The organism is Embleya sp. NPDC020886, from assembly GCF_044333915.1.
Classification (GTDB): domain Bacteria; phylum Actinomycetota; class Actinomycetes; order Streptomycetales; family Streptomycetaceae; genus Embleya.
The window spans coordinates 94,910-113,755 of sequence record NZ_JBIRRX010000006.1 but is presented as its reverse complement, the minus strand read 5'-3'; the positions used below and the strand labels follow the sequence as shown (position 1 = coordinate 113,755).

At 72.8% G+C, this 18,846-nt stretch carries 19 protein-coding genes; 11 read left to right on the top strand and 8 right to left on the bottom strand.

Features of this window, described 5'->3' with window-relative positions:
- Window positions 1–88: 88 nt before the first annotated feature.
- From ACH4U8_RS22490 to ACH4U8_RS22475, 4 genes are all read left to right on the top strand, one after another.
- Window positions 89–1,531, top strand: coding sequence for an FAD-binding oxidoreductase (locus ACH4U8_RS22490; RefSeq protein ID WP_379989456.1), 1,443 nt, complete (start codon window positions 89–91; stop codon window positions 1,529–1,531).
- Between the two features lie 174 nt (window positions 1,532–1,705).
- A complete protein-coding gene (locus tag ACH4U8_RS22485) occupies window positions 1,706–2,248 on the top strand; it encodes a hypothetical protein (protein WP_395779679.1) in 543 nt (180 codons plus the stop codon).
- 97 nt (window positions 2,249–2,345) lie between these two features.
- The gene (locus tag ACH4U8_RS22480; RefSeq protein ID WP_395779677.1) at window positions 2,346–3,191 is read left to right on the top strand and encodes a DUF4097 family beta strand repeat-containing protein; all 846 of its coding nucleotides are present in this window, start codon (window positions 2,346–2,348) and stop codon (window positions 3,189–3,191) included.
- 311 nt (window positions 3,192–3,502) lie between these two features.
- Window positions 3,503–3,727 carry a hypothetical protein gene (locus ACH4U8_RS22475; RefSeq protein WP_078974137.1) on the top strand — a complete coding sequence of 75 codons (225 nt, stop codon included), beginning with the start codon at window positions 3,503–3,505 and terminating at the stop codon, window positions 3,725–3,727.
- Window positions 3,728–3,826: 99 nt separating this feature from the next.
- On the opposite strand, the gene ACH4U8_RS22470 is transcribed toward ACH4U8_RS22475, so the two are convergent.
- Both ACH4U8_RS22470 and ACH4U8_RS22465 read right to left on the bottom strand, forming a co-directional pair.
- A complete protein-coding gene (locus tag ACH4U8_RS22470) occupies window positions 3,827–5,365 on the bottom strand; it encodes a PucR family transcriptional regulator (RefSeq protein ID WP_395779675.1) in 1,539 nt (512 codons plus the stop codon).
- Window positions 5,366–5,559: 194 nt separating this feature from the next.
- Window positions 5,560–6,513, bottom strand: a complete 954-nt coding sequence (locus ACH4U8_RS22465; RefSeq protein ID WP_395780085.1) for a helix-turn-helix transcriptional regulator — start codon at window positions 6,511–6,513, stop codon at window positions 5,560–5,562.
- 196 nt (window positions 6,514–6,709) lie between these two features.
- Between ACH4U8_RS22465 and ACH4U8_RS22460 the strand changes: the two genes are divergently transcribed.
- A complete protein-coding gene (locus ACH4U8_RS22460) occupies window positions 6,710–6,976 on the top strand; it encodes a hypothetical protein (RefSeq protein ID WP_395779673.1) in 267 nt (88 codons plus the stop codon).
- A gap of 68 nt (window positions 6,977–7,044) precedes the next feature.
- Entirely contained in the window at window positions 7,045–7,893 is an 849-nt protein-coding gene (locus ACH4U8_RS22455; protein ID WP_360318376.1) for a helix-turn-helix transcriptional regulator, read from the top strand.
- 49 nt (window positions 7,894–7,942) lie between these two features.
- Here ACH4U8_RS22455 and ACH4U8_RS22450 read toward each other — a convergent pair whose 3' ends face one another.
- The 3 genes from ACH4U8_RS22450 to ACH4U8_RS22440 form a co-directional block, all read right to left on the bottom strand.
- Window positions 7,943–8,620 carry a L,D-transpeptidase gene (locus ACH4U8_RS22450; protein ID WP_379989448.1) on the bottom strand — a complete coding sequence of 226 codons (678 nt, stop codon included), beginning with the start codon at window positions 8,618–8,620 and terminating at the stop codon, window positions 7,943–7,945.
- A gap of 256 nt (window positions 8,621–8,876) precedes the next feature.
- Window positions 8,877–10,310, bottom strand: coding sequence for an MFS transporter (locus ACH4U8_RS22445; protein WP_395779671.1), 1,434 nt, complete (start codon window positions 10,308–10,310; stop codon window positions 8,877–8,879).
- Window positions 10,307–10,705 carry a cupin gene (locus ACH4U8_RS22440; RefSeq protein WP_395779669.1) on the bottom strand — a complete coding sequence of 133 codons (399 nt, stop codon included), beginning with the start codon at window positions 10,703–10,705 and terminating at the stop codon, window positions 10,307–10,309. The genes ACH4U8_RS22445 and ACH4U8_RS22440 overlap by 4 nt, the downstream gene beginning before the upstream one ends.
- A gap of 147 nt (window positions 10,706–10,852) precedes the next feature.
- Here ACH4U8_RS22440 and ACH4U8_RS22435 point away from each other — a divergent pair, with 147 nt between their 5' ends.
- From ACH4U8_RS22435 to ACH4U8_RS22425, 3 genes are all read left to right on the top strand, one after another.
- The gene (locus tag ACH4U8_RS22435) at window positions 10,853–11,539 is read left to right on the top strand and encodes a TetR/AcrR family transcriptional regulator (RefSeq protein ID WP_395779667.1); all 687 of its coding nucleotides are present in this window, start codon (window positions 10,853–10,855) and stop codon (window positions 11,537–11,539) included.
- Between the two features lie 489 nt (window positions 11,540–12,028).
- Window positions 12,029–13,801, top strand: coding sequence for an LCP family protein (locus tag ACH4U8_RS22430; protein ID WP_395779665.1), 1,773 nt, complete (start codon window positions 12,029–12,031; stop codon window positions 13,799–13,801).
- 563 nt (window positions 13,802–14,364) lie between these two features.
- Window positions 14,365–14,820, top strand: coding sequence for a CBS domain-containing protein (locus ACH4U8_RS22425; protein ID WP_395779663.1), 456 nt, complete (start codon window positions 14,365–14,367; stop codon window positions 14,818–14,820).
- 42 nt (window positions 14,821–14,862) lie between these two features.
- Here ACH4U8_RS22425 and ACH4U8_RS22420 read toward each other — a convergent pair whose 3' ends face one another.
- Together ACH4U8_RS22420 and ACH4U8_RS22415 are read right to left on the bottom strand one after the other, a co-directional pair.
- Complete coding sequence (locus ACH4U8_RS22420) at window positions 14,863–15,948, bottom strand: alkene reductase (RefSeq protein WP_395780083.1); 1,086 nt, start codon at window positions 15,946–15,948, stop codon at window positions 14,863–14,865.
- Window positions 15,949–16,057: 109 nt separating this feature from the next.
- A complete protein-coding gene (locus tag ACH4U8_RS22415; RefSeq protein WP_395779661.1) occupies window positions 16,058–16,474 on the bottom strand; it encodes a RidA family protein in 417 nt (138 codons plus the stop codon).
- Between the two features lie 128 nt (window positions 16,475–16,602).
- On the opposite strand from ACH4U8_RS22415, the gene ACH4U8_RS22410 reads away from it, so the two are divergent.
- Both ACH4U8_RS22410 and ACH4U8_RS22405 read left to right on the top strand, forming a co-directional pair.
- Window positions 16,603–17,025 (top strand): MarR family transcriptional regulator, encoded by a 423-nt coding sequence (locus ACH4U8_RS22410; protein ID WP_360318358.1) that lies wholly within the window; start codon window positions 16,603–16,605, stop codon window positions 17,023–17,025.
- 71 nt (window positions 17,026–17,096) lie between these two features.
- On the top strand, window positions 17,097–17,774 hold the full coding sequence (locus tag ACH4U8_RS22405; protein WP_395779659.1) for a GNAT family N-acetyltransferase: 678 nt from the start codon (window positions 17,097–17,099) through the stop codon (window positions 17,772–17,774).
- Window positions 17,775–17,941: 167 nt separating this feature from the next.
- Here ACH4U8_RS22405 and ACH4U8_RS22400 read toward each other — a convergent pair whose 3' ends face one another.
- Window positions 17,942–18,814: a LysR family transcriptional regulator gene (locus ACH4U8_RS22400; RefSeq protein WP_395779657.1), complete on the bottom strand. Its 873-nt coding sequence runs from the start codon at window positions 18,812–18,814 to the stop codon at window positions 17,942–17,944.
- Window positions 18,815–18,846: the final 32 nt, after the last annotated feature.

Sequence of the window (18,846 nt, the reverse complement as noted above, 5' to 3'; positions counted from 1 at the left end):
TTGACGGCGGGTGTCAAGTTATCGAGGGAGAGTGGCCGCACAAAACCAGGGGCGCCGCTCCGGGCGCCCTCGAGCGAAGGAGTCTGCGATGACCGCGAACAACGCCGCCGCACAACCGGGCGGCGACCCGGAATTCGCCGCCGCGATCGCCACGCTGACCGCGCGGGTCGAGGGTGTCGTGGTCGTGCCGGGCGACGCCGGGTACGACGACGAGCGGTCCGGATTCCAGACCGCGTTCCGACCCCGGCCGGACGTGATCGTGGGCGCGGCCGACGCCGAGGACGTGCGGCTCGCGGTCGAGTTCGCCCGGGCGCACGGGCTGCCGGTGGCGGTCCGGGCCACCGGGCACGCTCCGGCGAGCGCGGCCCCGGGCGGCGTGCTGATCTCCACCCGACGGATGGCCGAGGTCCGGGTCGACCCGCGGGCGCGGACCGCGTGGGCCCAGGCCGGTGCGCGCTGGGAGCGGGTGGTGGCCGAGAGCACCCCGCACGGGCTGGCCCCGCTCAACGGCTCGGCCCCGCACGTCGGGGTCGTCGCCTACACGCTGGGCGGCGGACTGGGCCTGATGGCGCGCGAGTTCGGCTATGCCGCCGATCATGTCCTGGCCATCGAGGTGGTCACCGCCGACGCGATGGTGCGGCGGGTCACCGCCGAGAGCGACGGCGACCTGTTCTGGGCGCTGCGCGGCGGCCGGGACAACTTCGGCATCGTCACCTCGATCGAGTTCGAGCTGTTCCCGGTGGCCCGGGTGTACGGCGGTTCGCTGATCTTCGACGCCGACCACGTCGAGGCGGCCACCGCGGCCTGGCTCGCCTGGACCGAGACGGTGCCGGAGCAGGTCACCTCGTCGATCTCGTTCATCGGTCTGCCCGACATCGAGCAGGTCCCGCCGCCGTTGCGCGGCCGGCACACCGCGTCCATCAAGATCGTGCACACCGGCGAAGTCGCGGACGGGGAACGTCTGGTGGCTCCGCTGCGCGCGGTCGGGCCGCGTCTGGTCGACAACCTGGCCGAGCTTGCCTACGCCGACTCGCACACCATCCACAACGACCCCGCCCATCCGCACGCCTACCTCGGCGACAACGTCCTGGTCCGCGACCTGGATCCGGAGACGCTGCGGCAGGTGTACCGCATCGCCGGCCCCGACGCGCCGATGATGGTCATGCACGAGGTGCGCCACCTCGGCGGCGCGCTCTCCCGGCAGCCGGCCGTGCCCAACGCGGTCGGCCACCGCGACGCGCGCTACATCGTCCGGGTCGTGGCGATGATCGACGGGGCGGACCTCGATGTCGCGCGGGCGCTCCAGGCCGACGTCCGAGCCGTACTGAAACCGCTGTCCGTGGGCCGCAACCTCAACTTCGTCTACGGCGACGGCGTCCCGCCCACCCCGGATCAGGTCGCCGCGATGTACGACCCCGACACCCGGCTCCGCCTGGCCGAGCTCAAGGCGGCCCACGACCCGAACAACCTGTTCACCGGCAACCACAACCTGCTCGCCCCGACCACCAACGACGAGTCGGACCCCCGCTGAACCGCCGGCCCCGGCGATCACGAGTCGTGACCGTCGGGGCCGCGACGGACGCACCACCCGCGGCATCGCATGACGTCACCCGTAGGCCGGATGACGCCATGCGATGCCCTTTGACGTCACGATCGCAGCCATTCTCGCTTGCGCATGACGCCATTCTGACGTCATGATGACGTCATGGACCTCGCGCCTTACGTCGACAAGCTCTGCCGGGAACTCGCGGTCGCCGCCGAGGCGGGCGGCACGGAGTCTCGGCTGCTCGCCGAGCGGCTGATCGTGCCGCTGGAGTCGGCGACCAGGCTGGCTCTGCTCGGCGCGCTGTCCGCCGCCGCGGACGAGATCAGCCGCGAACTCGCGCCGGGTTCGGTGGATGTGCGGCTGCGCGGGCTGGATCCGGACTTCCTGGTCACGCCCGCGCCGGCCACCCGGCCCTTCGAGCCCGCGGCCGAGGACGCCTTCGAGGCCGACCCGGGCGATCCCCCCGGCCCGCCGCCCGCCGCTCCCGCGCCGGAAGCGGACGAGGGCGGCACGTCGCGCATCACGCTGCGGCTGTCCGATCAGGTCAAGTCCAGGGTCGAACAGGCCGCGAGCGGCGAGGGCCTCTCGGTCAACGCGTGGCTCGTCCGGATGATCTCCGCCGCGCTCGAACCCGAGGACCGCGGCCGGGACGGACGTGCGACCTCGCGCGGCGCCCAGCGCTACACCGGCTGGGTGCGCTAACCGAATCCCCTCGGGACGGAACCCGGCCCGCCGGACGGCCGGTTCGACCACCCGCGCCCACCACCCACCCCGATCACCTTCGCCGAAACGGGATGCCATGCCTGTCTACGAAACGCCCGAACCCATCTTCGCCACCGTCGAGTTGGAGGCCGGCCTCCTCCGGATCAGCGCGAGCGACCGCACCGACACCGTCGTCGAGGTACGCCCCAGCGACCCGTCGCAGGCCGGCGACGTGCGCGCCGCCGAGCAGACCTCGATCCGCTACCGGTCGGGCCGCCTGACGGTGCGGACGCCCGAGAGTCGGACCCGTTCGTTCTTCGGGCGATCCCCCTCGGTCGAGGTGACGATCGAACTGCCCACCGATTCCCGGGTCAAGGGCAAGGCGGCCGCAGCGGACATCCACACCGAGGGCCGAATCGGCGAAGCCGGATTCAGCGTCGCCGCCGGCAACATCCGGCTGGACCGGACCGGCGCGCTGAAGCTCGACGCCACCTCGGGCGACGTCTCGGTGACCCATTCGGTCGGACACACCGACGTCACCACGTCGGCCGGCGAGATCCGGATCGACCGGATCGACGGCACGGCGGTGGTGCGCAACACCTCCGGCGGCATCTCGCTCGGCGCGGTGAGCGGCGACCTGCGGCTGAACACCACGCTCGGCGACATCACCGTCGAGCGCGCCCTGACCACCGTCGGTGCCAAGACCGTGTCCGGCGACGTGCGCATCCGCGAGGTGGTGCACGGCGCGGTGCGCCTGGAGACCGCGTCCGGCGAACTGGAGGTCGGCATCCGCAAGGGCACCTCGGCCTGGCTGGACCTGAAATCCCCGGCCGGTCGGATCCACAACTCGCTGAACTCGGCGGACGGCCCGTCGGCCGGCGACGACACCGTCGAGGTCCGCGCCCGCACGTTGTCCGGCGACATCGTGATCCGCCGTTCCTGACCCGCCCCCGCCCACCCGAAGCGCGCCGACGCGCGTACCGGAGAGGAGCAGCCATGTGGGCCGCACCCGAAATGTCAGGTGGCATCTGGCCGTTGCCACATCCGGTACCGCTGCCGCTGCTGTGCGCGCTGTTGATCCTGGCCGCGCTCGCACCCCTGGAGCGCCGGCGCCGACATCGAGCGGTCGCCCTGCGACGCACGCCGGCACCACCGACACGCACAACGCGACAAATGTCGCAATCCAGGACAATGCCGGCGGAACATGGGAGTCGAATGCGGACACCAGCCGCCTCGATCCCGCAGGGAGCACCCATGCCCGTGACCGCCGACCTCGACAAGCTGCTCGACAAGGCCTACGAGAACAAGACCCTGAGCGAAGTCCTCGCCGCGCCCGTCGCCGGGCTGGCCGGGATCACCGACGCCCACGCCGAGCACCTCGCGTCGCTGAAGATCACCACGATCGGCGACCTCGGCCGCAACAAGTACTTCCGCTGGGCCGCGTCGCTTGCCGACCTCCAGGACAGCGGCGCCAAGTAGCCGTCCGCAGGTGCACGATCGCGGGCCCGCGCCCGGCCGAACGGGGCCGCCGCGCGGACCCGCGCCGCCGTCCCGCCGGCCCGCTCCTCCCGCCCCCGCTCAACCGGCGTGCTCGGTCTCCAGCGCCAGCAGCAGATCCACCCGGTCCCGGGCGGAGAACAGATCCCGGCCGGTCAGGTCCCGGACCCGGCCCATGCGTTGATGCAACGCGCTGACGTGTACGCCCAGCGTCCCGGCGCAGCGCTGCCAGGCACCGTTCGCGGCCAAAAAGGCGGCGAGGGTGCCGATCAGGTCGGTGCCGTGTTCGGCGTCGTACGCCCGCAGGCCCCCCAGGACCCGATCCGCGAACGCGCTGCGAACCGGTGCGGGTACGGCCGCCAGCAGCGCCGGATAGGCGTCGATCTCCGGTCCGACGGCCACCGTGAGCCGGCCGGGGCGCGCCCACGCGAGGTCCCGCGCGCCCCTGGCCTGGGCCAGCGCCGTCGCCCACGTGGGCGACATCCCGGCAATCCCGATCGCCACCCGCTCGGTCCCCAGCAGCGGCTGCCACCAGTGCGCCGCCTGTTCGAGCGCCGCCGCGATCCGGGCCGCCGCACCGGCCCCGGTCCCGGCCGAGCCGAACACGACCGTCTCGGCCTTGCCGCAGGCCACCACCCAGCGTGCCGCCGGATCCGCCGCGAGCACCCTTTCGATCAGGTCCGACACGAGCCGCTCGGTCGCCGGGTCCGCGCCGTCGCCCGCCGCACAACATACGATCGGCGCCGCGTCCGGTCCGATGCCGGCCGCGCCCAACCGGCCCCGGACCGCGTCCGGGGCCGCGTCCGACTCGACCAGGTCGACCAGTTCCCAGGCGTGCGCCCGTTCCACGCCCAGCCGCTCGGCCCGCCGTGCACCGCCGAGCAGCAGCAGGTCGGCGGCCTGGGCGAGCGCGTCGTCGTCGGTGCGGTCGCCGGCACACACGAGGTAGCCGGCGAACGTCGAGCCCCGACCGAGCGCGAACACCGTCTCGCCGTCGATCACCGCCGGCAGCCGCGCCGCCGCGAGCGCGCCGCGCGCGAGCTCGACCGGATCGGCCGCGACGCACGCGGCCTCCGCCCCGGCCGCCGGTGCTGCGGCGAGCACTCGCCCGGCGGGGGTCAGCACCCGGCAGGCCGCGCCGAGTTCGCGGGCGAGCAGGTCCAGCAGGTCCTGGGTGTCCGCGCCTTCGGCCAGCGCCGTGATCAGGCGCCGCTGCCGACTCGGCAACCGCCCGGCGCCCGGCCCGTGTTCGAGGGCGAGCCGGTGCGCGACCACCTCGGCGATCCGCACCGCCGAGGCCGCGCGCGGCGCCAGGAGCAGCGGCAGGCCGGCCCGCGCGCACACCTGGACCAGCGCGTACGGCACCTCGTCGGGGGCCGGTTCGGTGCCGTCGGTCCCCTCGCGGGCCTCGGGCAGGGCCACGACCGCCGCGGCGCCGCCGGCCGCGAGCGCCCGCGCGAGATCCCCGCGCCCGGGGTCGTAGCCGTCCGCGGGCAGCACCACGAGTTCGCCGCCGAGCAGGCCCCCGCCGGGGTCGACCGGATCCGCGGCGCAGACCCGAAGCACCTCGCGCGCGAGCCCCTCCGTACCCGCCAGCAGGGCCAGTCGCAGCTCGGGCATGCCCAACAGATCCTCGACCCGCACCGCCGTGCCCCCAAGCCCTCGCCATCATGTTCCGATGATCGTATGAACACGGAGCGATGCGGACACGATGGTTCCGCCGGTTCCCCCGTACCACCGCCGCCCGAAAAGCACCCGATCGCCCGAACTCGTGGCCCCGGATCCGCCCGCCCGGTGGGCACCGCGCGCACCACTCACCCGTACGCCCGGGCGATCGTCGTCGCCGTCTCGGCCACCGTCCGACGTGCCTCCGGCGGATCCAGCACCTCCACGTCGGTGCCGAACTGGAGCAGTTGGCGGACCGCGCCGAGCGCCGGGTAGCCCAATTCGACCGTGACCCACTCGGCATCGTGCTCCTGCGGCGCTCCGGTCAGCCAGGCCCCGATGATCCGCACGAACATGTCCAGCCGGGTCCGCCGCACCCGGGCCCGAATCCGCACCACGGCCGGCTGCTCGTCGATGCCCCGACGCAACGCATGCCACACCTCGGCCAGTTCGACCCCGGCCCGGCGCCGCACCGGCTCCTCGGTGACGGTCAATGCGGTGAGCCGATCGGTGTGGAACAACCGGGGCGACCCGTTGCGATCCGCGACCAGGTACCAGGTGCCCGCCTTGGCCACCAGCCCGTACGGGTCGACCGTGTACGTCCGAGCCGTCCTGGCCCCGCTGCGCCGATAGCGGATCGACAACCGTCGCTCGGCGAACACCGCGTCCTGCAACGCGCCCACGTCCACCGCCGGTTGTGGTCCGACCATCCACCGCTGCGGGTCGATCAGCACCCGGCGGCTCATCTCCTCGGCGGCGGGCCGATGCGGCGCGGGCAGCGCGGCCATCACCTTGCGCAGTGCCGAGCCCAGCGCGCCGTCCAGGCCGAGCGCCGCGTGGGTGCCCTGCTCGGCGAGCACGAACAGGGCGCGGGCCTCGTCCGAGGTGAGGCCGGTGACATCGGTCCGGAATCCGGGCAGCAGCGAGATCCCGCCGTGCCGACCGCGCTCGGCATAGACCGGCACGCCGGCCGTGGACAGTGCCTCGACGTCGCGGTAGATGGTCCGTGTCGACACCTCCAACCGGTCGGCCAACTCGGCCGCCGGCACCCGACCACGGGTCTGGAGCAGCAACAGGATGGACAGCAGCCGATCGGACTTCACACTCTCCAGCATGCGCCCTCGCCGCGCGGTCGGTCGGCTCGGGCCACCGGCGGACACCTCGGGCGCACCCCGAACCGGCCGTCCGCCCGCGCGCGCTCGCCCAACCGTGACCGAGTGCTCCGCCCCCGACCGCTCACCGTCCGCATCGGTGCGCGCCCCGTGCGCCGGCTGCCCCGGCCCGGTGGACGATGCGACCGTGGACGCCATGGAACGCCCGAACGTGCGCATCGTCATCGACGACAGCCCGCTGCGCCCGCACATCGACGCGGCCGTGTTGTCCAGGGTGGACGACGCGACCCGGGCGCACTACGAGCGGGCCGTCGAGCACGCGCTGGAGCAGGCCGCACTGGCCTGGCAGGCCCGCGACTTCGTCGCGTTCCGCCGCCAACTCGCCGTCCTGGCCGAGACGGTCACCGACATCCAGCGCCTGAGCGCGGTCGCGGCCCGCCGCGCCGACCACTGAGCACCGGCAGCCGAGACGGCAAAGCAGCGACCACGACGGGATCGAGGGCACGCCCTAGACTGCGGGCCGTGAGCGAGAACGAACTTGGTACGTACCTCCGCGACCGCCGCGCGGCGGTTCGGCCCGCCGACGTCGGGCTGCCCGACGGCGCCCGGCGACGCACCCCGGGCCTGCGCCGGTCCGAGTTGGCGACCCTGGCCGGGGTGAGCGTCGAGTACCTCGCCCGGCTGGAACAGGGCCGCGACCGCCACCCGTCCGGTGCGGTCCTGGCGGCGCTGGCGGACGCGCTCCGGCTGACCTCGGAGGAGCGCATGCACGTGCGCAAGCTGGCCAAGGCCGCCGCGGGCGAGATGTTCCCGTGCACGAACGGGCAACCGCCGGCCCGGGCCGTGCGACCCACCGTGCGCGCACTCCTGGAGCGGCTCGAACCGGCTCCGGCACTGCTGGTCAACCGGCTCGGCGACGTGCTCGCCTTCACCAACGGCTACGAGCGCCTCGCCCGCCCGCTGGGCATCCTGGACGACGAGCAACCCAACCTCGCACGCTACGTGTTCACCGATCACCGGGCACGCGCGGCCTATCCCGACTGGGACCGGATAGCCGACGAACACGCCGCGATCCTGCGGACGGCGGCCGGGTTCGACGATCCGTACGTGCAGGACTTCCTCGACGGGCTGGCCATCACCGCCGGCACCGCGTTCATCGCCCGGATGGCCACACCCGCCACCGTGCCGCGCCGGGTCGGCATCGAGCGCCTGGCCCATCCGGAGGCGGGCGAACTCCGCCTGGAGCGCGAGATTCTCGACCTGGCCGACGTCGACCAGACCCTGCTCGTCTACCTCCCGGTCGACGAGCCCACCTCGGCCGCGTTGGATCACCTCACCGGCCGGCACCCGGGCGCGCTGCGCGCGGTCTGACCCGCGCGCCACCCGGGGCCGGCCGGGAGGAACGACCCGAACCCGCCCGTCACGTCCCGGGCTTGCGCCCGTACACGTACACCTCGTCGCCCGTGCGCAGCAGGCCCCAGTACGCCTGGGCGTCCCCCGGCCGCATGTTGACGCAGCCGTGCGAGCCCGGCGGCGAGGTGATCGAGCCGTCGATCGCGTGGAACGCGATGCCGCCGTCGAAGAATTGGCTGTACGGCATGGCCACGTCGTAGAGCGTCGACCAGTGGTTCTTCGCCCGGTAGTAGACCTTGTGCAGACCGGTGCGGGTCTCGAACCCGTCCCGTCCGGAGCGGATCGCGACCGGCCCGTAGACGCGCTTCGCGCCGTCCTGGATCCAGCTCACCTGCCGACCGAGGTCCACACACGCGATCCGACCGACGTCGGTCGGGCAGCCACCCTCGCCGCCCTGACGCTGGAGGGAGCGATAGGTGACCGGACCGGCGTAGCCGGCCGCCGGGCGAATGCCCTGCCGCTGTTGATAGCCGCGGATGGCCCGGCAGTCGGCGGTGGACTGTCGGCCGTCCACCTTGAGCCCCAACGCCTTCTCGACCTGGCGCTGATACGGCCCGGTCCGAGCCGTGCACGCGGCGGACGCGGCACTCGCGGGCGCGGCCAGGACGACGCCCAGCGGCACCAGCACGGCGGCTGCGGCCACCGCCGCACCCGCTCGACGAAACACACGCGCTAATCCACTCATCGGTCTCCCCTCGAGTCGTACGCGCGCGCTCGCCCGCTCGTGCGGCACGCCGTACGCCGGTCACCGGCGGGTGCGTGGACCTCCGACCCTCCGTCAGTCTGACGCAGAGTCAGCAACAACGCAGCACTGTCCGCGCACCGGTTGCTCACCATCCGACGCGATCGAACGAAAGAGGCCGATATGTACTCCCTTGCCGTCGAGTTCGCGGCCGGGACCACACGCACACGGATCGCGGATCGCGGCTCGCGGCTCGCGATCAGTCGCCACTGCCGACCTTCGCCGGCACCAGCACCAGCGCGACCACCGCAGCGAGTACGAGCAGGCCGCCCGCCGCACCCAGCGCGACCGCGTATCCGTGCGCGAGTTCGCGTTTCGAGGCGTCGCCACCGGGGCCGGTGACCGAAGCCGCCAGAGTGACCAGGGCGGCCAGACCGATCGAACCACCTATCTGCCGCGAGCTGTTGATCAATCCGCCCGCCATCCCGGCCTCGTGGCCCGGCACACCGGCGGTCGCGGCGGTGCCCAGCGGCACGAAGCACAAGCCCGCGCCGATGCTCGCGACCAGCGACGGGCCCAGGATCGAGCGCAGGAACGTACCGTCGACGTCGAACGCGAGCCCGAACCAACCGAATCCGACCGCCACGAGCACCCCACCCAACCCCAGCAGCCGGCCGGCACCGAGTCGGGCCACCGTCCTGGTCGCCAGCACCGAGCCGATCACGATGCCGCCGGAGAACGGCACGAAGGCCGCGCCGGCGGCGGCCGGTCCGTAGTCGAGCACCTGCTGGAGGTAGAGCGAGGTGAAGTAGAACGCGGCGAACTGCCCGGAGAACAGCAGCATCATGAACAGGTTCGCGCCGAGCACGGGCCGATGGGTCAACAGCCCCATTCGCAACAGCGGCTCGGTGGACCGCAGTTCGACCAGCACGAAGGCCGCGAGCAGGACCGCCGCCGCCGCGAGCGTACCGAGCGTGGCGAGCGACCCCCAACCCTGTCGCTCGGCCCGCACCACACCCAGGACCAAAGTGGTCGCCCCTGCGGTGACCAGCAGCGCGCCGGCCGGGTCGAGCCTGGACGCGCGTCCGGGCTCGGGTCGATCGGCGGGCAGTCGCAGTGCGGCGAGCAGCGCGAAGGCCACGATCGGCACGTTGATCAGCATGACCGCCTGCCAGCCCACCGACTCGGTGAGCAGCCCCCCGATCAGCACCCCGAACGCGCCGCCGGCCGCGGCCGTCGCACCCCACCACCCGAGCGCCCTGGACCGGGCGGGCCCGGCCGGGAACGTCACCGTGATCAGCGCGAACGCCACCGGCGCCAGCGCGGCGGCGCCGATCCCCTGCACCGCGCGGGCGGCGATCAACGCCCCGGGGGATGTGGCCAGGCCGCCCGCGAGACCGGCCAGGCCGAACACGGTCAGGCCCGCGAGGAGCGTGCGCCGGCGCCCGATCAGGTCCCCGATCCGGCCGCCGAGCATCAGCAGCCCACCGAAGCTCAGCGCATACGCGTTCACCACCCACGGCAGCCCGTCGGCGCCGAAGCCGAGGTCGTCCCGGATGTCCGGCAGGGCCACATTGACCACCGACAGGTCCAGCGCGACGGTGAACTGCACGGTCAGCACCACGACCAGCAATATCCGGGTGGCCCGGGGCAACCGGCCCGACTCGGCCGGGGCTTCGATCGTCGCGCTCACGCCCGCCCCCACCCGGTCTCGGCGCGTCGTTCCAGGCGGGTTCCGGAGCGTCGGGCGATCGACATCAGGTCGGCGGGTGCCTCCGGTTCGAGCCGATGCCACCGCCCCCGCGGCACCACGAACGCGGCACCGGAGCGCAGCACGACCGGCGGCTCCTCGCCGACCCCGTCCGCAACACGCAGGATCATCCGCACCGCGCCCGTCCACACGCACACCACCTCGTCCGATTCCGGGTGCATCTCCCAGTGGTCGGCGTGCAGGTCCGCGTCCGTCTCGGCGTGGAAGGCGGCCACCTGCCAACCGGACGAGGCCCCGCCCATCCGGCGTTCACCGGCGTCGATCCGGCCGTCGTCGGCCAATCGCAGGGCATGTTCGAACGGGTCGACGTGGGTCATCGAAACTCCTTGCCGCAGGGGGAAATCGGGCGCCTCCGGGCGCGCCGGGCCGGGCCGGCGCGGGCCGCCGGGAGCACGTTGACGTACTCTGTACGTGAACAGCGCCAGTCGAACACGTACGTTGTACGTACGTCAAGGAGGAGCATCGTGCCCGCGCCCCGAAAGTTCAGCCGCGAACAACTGCGCACGGCGGCCCTGACCCTGGTCGACGCCCACGGCCTGGCCGCGTTGACCATGCGCAGCCTCGCCGCCGCCCTGGGCACCGGGGCGATGACGATCTACAACTACGTGGACGGGCGCGAGGGCCTGGAGGGGCTGCTGGTCGAGGCCGTGCTGGCGGACGCGCTGCCGGCGGTCACCGAACACGCCGAGGACACCGACTGGCGGATCGAGACCCGCCGGCTCGCCGAGGCGAACTGGCGTGCCGTCCGCGCCCATCCGGACGTCATCCCGCTGATCCTGACCCGCCGGATCACCGACCCGGCGACCCTGGCGCACGGCGAGGCGCTGCTGCGCGCCCTCGCCCGCAGCGGCCGGCGCGGGGCCGACCTGCTGTACGCCTTCCGCGCCGTGACCGGCTTCGTCACCGGCTTCGCCCAGGCCGAACTGGCCGGGCCGCTGTCGATCGCCCCCGACGAAGACGTCCGGGCGATCACCGACCGGGCCCGGGCGCTGCCCGCCGAGCACTTCCCGTACCTGATCGAGATCGCCGGCGCCGCCGCCGCGAGCACACCCGAGGTCGAGTTCCACGCCGGCCTGGACGTACTGATCGCCGGCCTGGAAAGCCTGGGCGGCGGCGGCCCGAAAGGCTCCGCCGGCCACAGCCGAGCGTGACCCCGTCCACCACCCGGAGCAGCGGCACCACGCTTCGACCCGATCCGCGCGTTATGCCGGGAATGCTCGGCCCGGGTCGCTCGTTGTACGGATCAGTCGGTGAACGGGTGTCCCCGGGCCCAACCTTTGCCGCTGCGAATTACCGTTCGGCTGGAGTCGCGGCGTGCCCCCGCCGAGAGGTGATCCCGCTCACCGACGCCAGAGCGACGGCGCCGCCCCCTCCCCCCGAGGGTGGCGCCGTCTTCACGTCGCTTCGTCGCATCCCGGCGCGGCGCGGCGGATGCGACGGGACGCGTGACGCACGCCATATCCGGCGCGGTCCCGCGCGCTGCAACCATCGAGTGCGGCACACCGTCCGTTTCCCCGAGGCTGCCTCCCCAATGGTCCGCAGCCGGCACGTGTACGGTCCGTTGCGGCCGCCCGGTACGGTGTCGAGCCAATCCGTGGCAATGTGGCATCGGTTCGACGACAGCACTCTCGGGGGTCGTTTTGAGTTCCGCACCGGAGTCCGGTGGTCGCCGCCGCCGCGCGAACGCGTCGCAGCCGCAGGTGCCCGCCTCCGACGCGGGTTCGACCCCGACCGCAGCGGACACCGCGCCCGATTCCGCCGGCGCCGACGCTCCCGCCGTACCCCGCGCCCGTCGGGGCGAGGACGCGCCGGCCGGCCGGGCCGCGCGGCGCGGAAAGCGCACCGGGCACGGCAAACCGCGCCGGTTCCGCAAGCTCAAGATCACCGCGATGGTGATGTCGGTGGTGCTGGTCGCCCTCGGCGTCACCGGCTACGTGATCTGGGAGAAGCTCAACGGGAACATCAAGCACAGCAAGCTGAACACCAGCGACGTCGAGGTGCCCAAGGACGCGCCCGACGAGTTCGGCCGCACCCCGATGAACATTCTGATGATCGGCTCGGACGGCCGCGACGACCCGACCGACTGCAAGCTCGGCGGCGCCTGCGACGGCGGCGCGCCGCGGGCCGACGTACAGATGTTGCTGCATGTGTCGGCGGACCGCAGCAACGCGTCGGTGATCAGCATTCCGCGCGACACGCGCGTGCAGATCCCGGTCTGCACCGACCCCAAGACGAAGAAGCAGTTCGCGCCGATCAACACCACCATCAACGAGAGCCTGGGCCGCGGCGGGCCCGGATGTGTGGTCGGCACCTGGCAGTTGCTCACCAAGATTCACATCGATCACTTCATGATGGTGACCTTCTCCGGCGTGGTGTCGATGGCCGACGCGGTCGGCGGGGTCGACGTGTGCGTGCAGTCGAACATCCAGGACGAACAGGTCGAGTACGTCAACGGCGAGCGGCACGTGGTGGGTTCGCACCTCAAGCTGACCGCCGGCAAGCACACCATCCAGGGCGAGGACGCGCTCAAGTGGCTGCGCACCCGGCACGCCTTCGAGAACGGCAGTGACGTCGGGCGCACCCACGCGCAGCACATGTACCTCAACTCGATGGTGCGCACGCTCAAGTCGAACAGCACGATCACCAACCCGGTCAAGCTGTTCAAGGTCGCCGACGCGGCGACCAAGTCGCTGACCGTCGACGACGGCCTCAACGGTCTGCAGAAGCTGACCTCGCTGGCGACCACGCTGAACAAGGTGAACACCAACCGGATCACCATGACCACGATGCCCAACGACGCGGATCCGCAGGCACCGGACCAACACCTGGTCCCGGCCGCGTCCGCCGAGACGTTGTTCAAGATGGTCCGCGCGGACGTCGCCTTCGACAAGAACGGACCGGCGGCGGGCACCCCGACCCCGCCACCCGCCGCGTCGCAGCCCCCGCCGGCCTCGAACGTGGACAAGGCCGCGATCCGGATCACCGTGGTCGGCGCGACCGGAAGCACCCAGGCGGGCGCGGTCACCGAGGGTCTGATCGCCCAGGGCTTCACCAAGGCCGCCAAGGGCCCGGCCGCGGCCAAGCGGCAGACCAGCACGGTGATCTTCCCGGCCAAGGACCAGGACCAGGCCAAGGCGGTCGCCGACGTGCTCGGCCTGCCCGCGACCGCGTTGTCCCCGCAGGCGAACGCGACCCACGTGACGGTGCAGATCGGCAGCGACTGGGGTTCCGGCCCGACCTTCAAGGGCGGCGGGAGCAGCTCGACGACGGCACCCCCGACCGCGCCGCCGCCTCCGCCGGCCGGCCAACTCCCCAGCGGCTCCTCGGCCCTGAACGCCTCGGATGAGGGCGCCTGCATGAAGGTCTACACCGACGCCAAGGACCGCACCGGCAAACCGATCTACACCTGGTAGGCCGTCCGCGGCAACCGCCGTGCGGCGCCTGGGGACAACCCGCCCGGCGACCCGCCGATCCGGGGCCCGCGAGGGCCCAACTCGGCGGCGAATAAGGCCGATTCCGACCCGATCGTCCCGACGTGTGTTCGGCGGTGTGTCGGAAAGACGGTAAGGTGTCCCCACCGAAGACACTTCGTACGTCGGCTTCCGAGTCGACGCCGTCCTCGGTGGGCGAGGACCGTCGGCCGTCCGGCCGGGTCCCCGGGACGGGTCGCCGGAGCATCCGGGACCGCCGTTCGCCCACCGACCGAGCGCACAGCGCCACTTGCGCCACCGCCCGCCGTGGGCCGCCATGCCCACGACGAACCCTCGGCCCACCGGCACACCGCCGGTCCGCTCACCGGCACCCGCCGAACGAGCTGCTTCGGCGCCGAACTCCCGCCGCCCCACCGGGGCGTGTCGTCCGCAGTCGGTGCGCGCACGGTCCCACCCGCAGCCGGTTTCCCGGCCGCGGCCCCATGCCCCGACACCGGCGACCGGCTCGACCCCCGGCTCCGGACGACTGGAAACCAGGTACCCCGATGACCGCCATCGCCCACCATCGCGCCACCGGCCAGGCAACCCCGGCCGGCCCGCCCACCGTCGCCCGGGCCATGCGCGCGGCCGAGCTGTGGATCGACACCGACACCATGGTCGACCAGGCCATCGACCTGATCCACGCGGCCGACGCCGACCACGTGATCCTGCACGCCGAGGACGGCCGCTGCCTCGGCGTCGTACGCCGCGCGCAGCTCGCGCCGTACCGAACCCGCTCGTGGTACACCGCGCGCACGCCGATCGGGAACATCGCGCACGACCGGGGCCCGTTCGCCCGCCCGGAGATGCCCGCCGCCGAGGCGCTGGCAGCCATGCGCGCCCGAGGCATGCAGGTGTGGGCGGTGACCGACGAGGCCGGCCGTGCCGTGGGCCTGCTGACCCCGGACGCGCTGCGCGCCGTCCTCACCGGCACGGCCGACCCCCTGGACGCGGCGGCCTGACCCCGAACGCCGGGAGCCCGGCGCGGAGTCGACCGCGGCGTCCTAACCGACCACCTCCACCGAGGCCGGCGGATAGTCCACGTAGCCGCGCGCGCCGCCGCCGTACACGTCCGCCACCGGCGGCCCGGCCAGCGGCAGTCCCGCCGCGATCCGCGCGGGCAGGTCCGGATTGGTGATGAACAACCGGCCGAAGGCGACCACATCGGCCAGTTCGGTGGCCAGCAGTCGCTCGGCCGTCGCCGGGTCGACCGGTGTCGGGCCGTTGTGGTTCGCGATCAGCGTGCCGGACCAGCGCGGGCGCAGATCGGCGAGCGCCGGGTAGTCGCCACGTTCCAACACGTGCAGATAGGCCAGGCCCAGCGGATCGAGAGCGTCGACCAGGGCCCGGTAGGTCTCGCGCGCGTTCGACTCGCGGATCTGGTTCTCCGGGTTGTCCGGCGAGATCCGCAGGCCCACCCGGTCCGCGCCGATCTCGGCGGCGACCGCGTCCACCACCTCCGATACGAAGCGCAGCCGGTTCTCCGCCGAGCCGCCGTAGCGGTCGCTGCGCAGGTTGGTGTTCTCGGCCAGGAACTGCTGGAACAGGTAGCCGTTGGCGCCGTGGATCTCGACCCCGTCGAAGCCGGCCTCGATCGCCCGCCCCGCGGCGCGGGCGAACGCGGCGACCAGATCCCGGATCTCGGCGACGGTCAGCGCCCGCGGCGTGACGTGCGGCAGCAGTCCCTCGCGGGTGAAGATCGGCGCTTCGGTGATCGGCACCGCGGAGGGTGCGGTCGGCGTCGCACCGTCCAGGGTCACCGGGTGCGTCATCCGGCCCACGTGCCATAGCTGGGCGAAGATCCGGCCACCCGCGTCGTGCACGGCGGCGGTGATCTCCCGCCAACCCGCGACCTGTTCGTCGGTGTGCAGCCCCGGGATGCCGGGGCCGGACTTGCCGAGCGGGTGGATGGAGATGCCCTCGGTGATCAGCAGACCGGCGCCGGCCCGCTGGGTGTAGTAGGCGGCGGCGTGTTCGCTGGGTACGCCGGTGGTGTCGTGCGCGCGGCCCCGGGTCATCGGGGCCATCGCGATCCGGTTGGGCAGGTCCAGTACGCCGTGCCGATGCGGGGTCAGCAGCGGGTTCGTGATGGTGGTCAACGGGGTTTCCGTTCGTTCGTCGCGGTGGTGGGTACGCCGGGCCTCGCGGATCCGGCGGATCCGGCTGTTTCGGCGGTTCTCGGTGGCTTCTCGGCGGTCGTCAGCGGTCCAGGGCGGTGACCTCGACCTCGATCAGCCAGTCCGGCTGGGCGAGCGAGGAGACCTCCAGCAGGGTGTCCGCCGGGTACGGCCGGGACAGGAATTCCTCGCGCAGCACGATCACGTCGTCCAGATTCGCGGCCATGTTCCGGACGAAGATGCCGACCTTGACCACATCGGCGAAGGTCGCCCCCGCCTCGGCGAGCACCCGTTCCACGTTCCGGAACGCCTGCCGGCCCTGTTCCAGGAAGCCGCCCTCGACGGTGCGCCCGTCCTCCTCGAAGCCGGCCTGGCCGGACACGAAGATCAGGCCGCCGGCCCGGATGGCCTGCGAGATCCGGTACGGCTCGTACCAGTCCGGCGTGGTGGCAACCCGCTGGATCGCGGCGGTGCTGGTGCTGGTGCTGGTGCTGGTCATGATTGCTCCCGAGTCTCAAGTAAGTGCATGCACATACATTGTTTGCTTGTGCATGCATAATCTGGCACTGCATGTAATCTGTCAACAGCGGTCTTCCGCTCGACCGAACCGCGAAAGGGGACGGTGCCATGGACGCCAAGCTCTGGGAGCAGGTCGTCGTGCTGCACGCGCGCGTCGAGCACGACCTCGGCAGGACACTGCAACGGCGGCACGGCATAGGGCTGTCCGAGTACCGCGCGCTCTCCCGCCTCGCGGTCGCCCCCGACGGCGAACTGCGCATGCAGGAACTCGCCGACGCGATCGGCCTCAACCAGAGTTCGGTCAGCCGACTCGCGGTCCGCCTGGAAACCGACGGCCTCACCCGCCGCGACCTGTGTCCCAAGGACCGCCGAGGCGTGTACACCGTGATCACCGACGACGGACGCACCCGCCTGACCGAGGCCGGCGCCACCTACGCGGAGGCGCTGACCGCCGCGCTGGCCAGGGCCGCCGCCGATCCGCACCTGGCCGACGTGACGGCGGCCCTGGCGGCGATCCCGGTCGCGGTGTGACACGCGCCCGGCCGGGAGGCGAGAGCACCCCACCCGCCGAGGAGGCCGACCCGCACTCCCCCGGAGGCCGGATGGAGCAGGCGAACGAGCCGAACGCGCCAAGCGGCGCGGACCTCCCGGGCCCGGGAGCGCTGCAGCTCCGACGCGGCCTGCCGCCCGATGCGCGCCGCCGGGCGGCCGAGCTGTACTGGGAGGCGTTCGGCCGCAAGCTCGGCGCCGCGCTGGGTCCGCCCGAGGCGGGCATCGCGTTCCTCGCCACGCACCTGAACGCGGACCGCGCGATCGCCGCGATCCGGGACGGCGTACTGGTGGGCGTGGCCGGCTACACCCACGCCGGCCGCAGCTTCACCGGCGGCTCCGCCCTCGACGTGCTGCGCGCGTACGGCCGCATCGGCGGCCTGCACCGGGTGGCCATCCTGGCCCTGCTCGAACGCCGCCCCAAGGAGCGCGAGTTGGTCATGGACGGCATCGCCGTCGACCCGAACCATCGCGGCCAGGGCATCGGCAGCCGCCTACTCGAAGAGATCGCCACCCTGGCCCCCGAACTCGGCTGCCGCCGAATCCGACTCGACGTGATCGACGTCAACCCCCGCGCCCGCGCCCTCTACGAACGCCACGACTTCACCGCGATCAAAACCGAACACACCCCCTACCTACGCGGCCTACTGGGCTTCGGCGCCGCAACCACCATGACCCGCAACTGCCAACCCACAGCCCAAAACCCCGGTCCCAACCCATCCGACGCCTGAGCACAACCACCACCCACCCGACCCAAAGCGGCACGCGACAAGTCCGGCCCGTCCCGCGTTCGAGGCCGCCCCACCGCAACCCAGCACCCACCGCGGCCCCTCGACCCGACCGCAACCGCCCCGGCCCGTCCGGCACTTGAGGACAACAGCCCCCACCGGCCGGCCGGCTAGAGCGTCTCGACGAAGTCGCGGACCGTGCCGCGATGGTCGTCCCCCCGCCAGGCCACCGCCAGTTCGCTCGGGCTCAACCCACTCACCGGGACCGCCACCGTGCCGGGCCGCTGGTAGATCGCCGCGTTCCCGGCGGCGATGAGCACGATCCCGCTGCCCTCCTCCACCGCCGCGAAGGTCTCGTCCGCGTTGCGCACCGTCGCCCCCACCCGCACCGGCCGCCCGTCCCGGTGATCGATCGCCAACCAGTAGTCCCGCAGCGGCCCCGCGGCGGGAGGCAGCGCCAGGAACGGCTCGTCCAAGAGCTCCGCGAAGGCGACCTCCGAGCGCCCCGCGAGCGGATGATCCTCGCGCACCACCACGCACCTCGGCTCGGTCGCCACCACCCGCGTCGCGAACGCGTCCCGGTTCGGGATCGGCAACCACACCAGCGCGACGTCCACCCGCCCATCGGCCAGCCCCGCCGTCGCGTCGTCCCAGTCGATCTGCCGAATCTCCAGGCGTCCACTGGGCCGCCGCACGGCGTACCCCTCCCGCGCCCGCTGCAACAACCCACGACCCACACTCGTGGACAGCCCCACCCGCAACACCGCGGCCTCGGCCGCGACCGCGTCGCCCACCACCCGCTGCGCCTCGTCCCAGCAGCGGATCACCTCGCGCGCCGCCGGCAACAACGCCGCACCGGCCGCGGTCAGCGCGACGGTTCGCCGGTCCCGGTCGAACAGGCGGGCCCGGAGCCCGTCCTCCAACTGGCGTATCTGTTTGCTCAACGCGGGTTGTGACACGAACAGTCGCTCCGCGGCCCGGGTGAAGCTGAGTTCTTCGGCGATCGCCACGAAGTACCGAAGGTCTCGCAGGTGCGTGTCCATAACCTCTGGTTATCACAACCGGTCTTGGACCC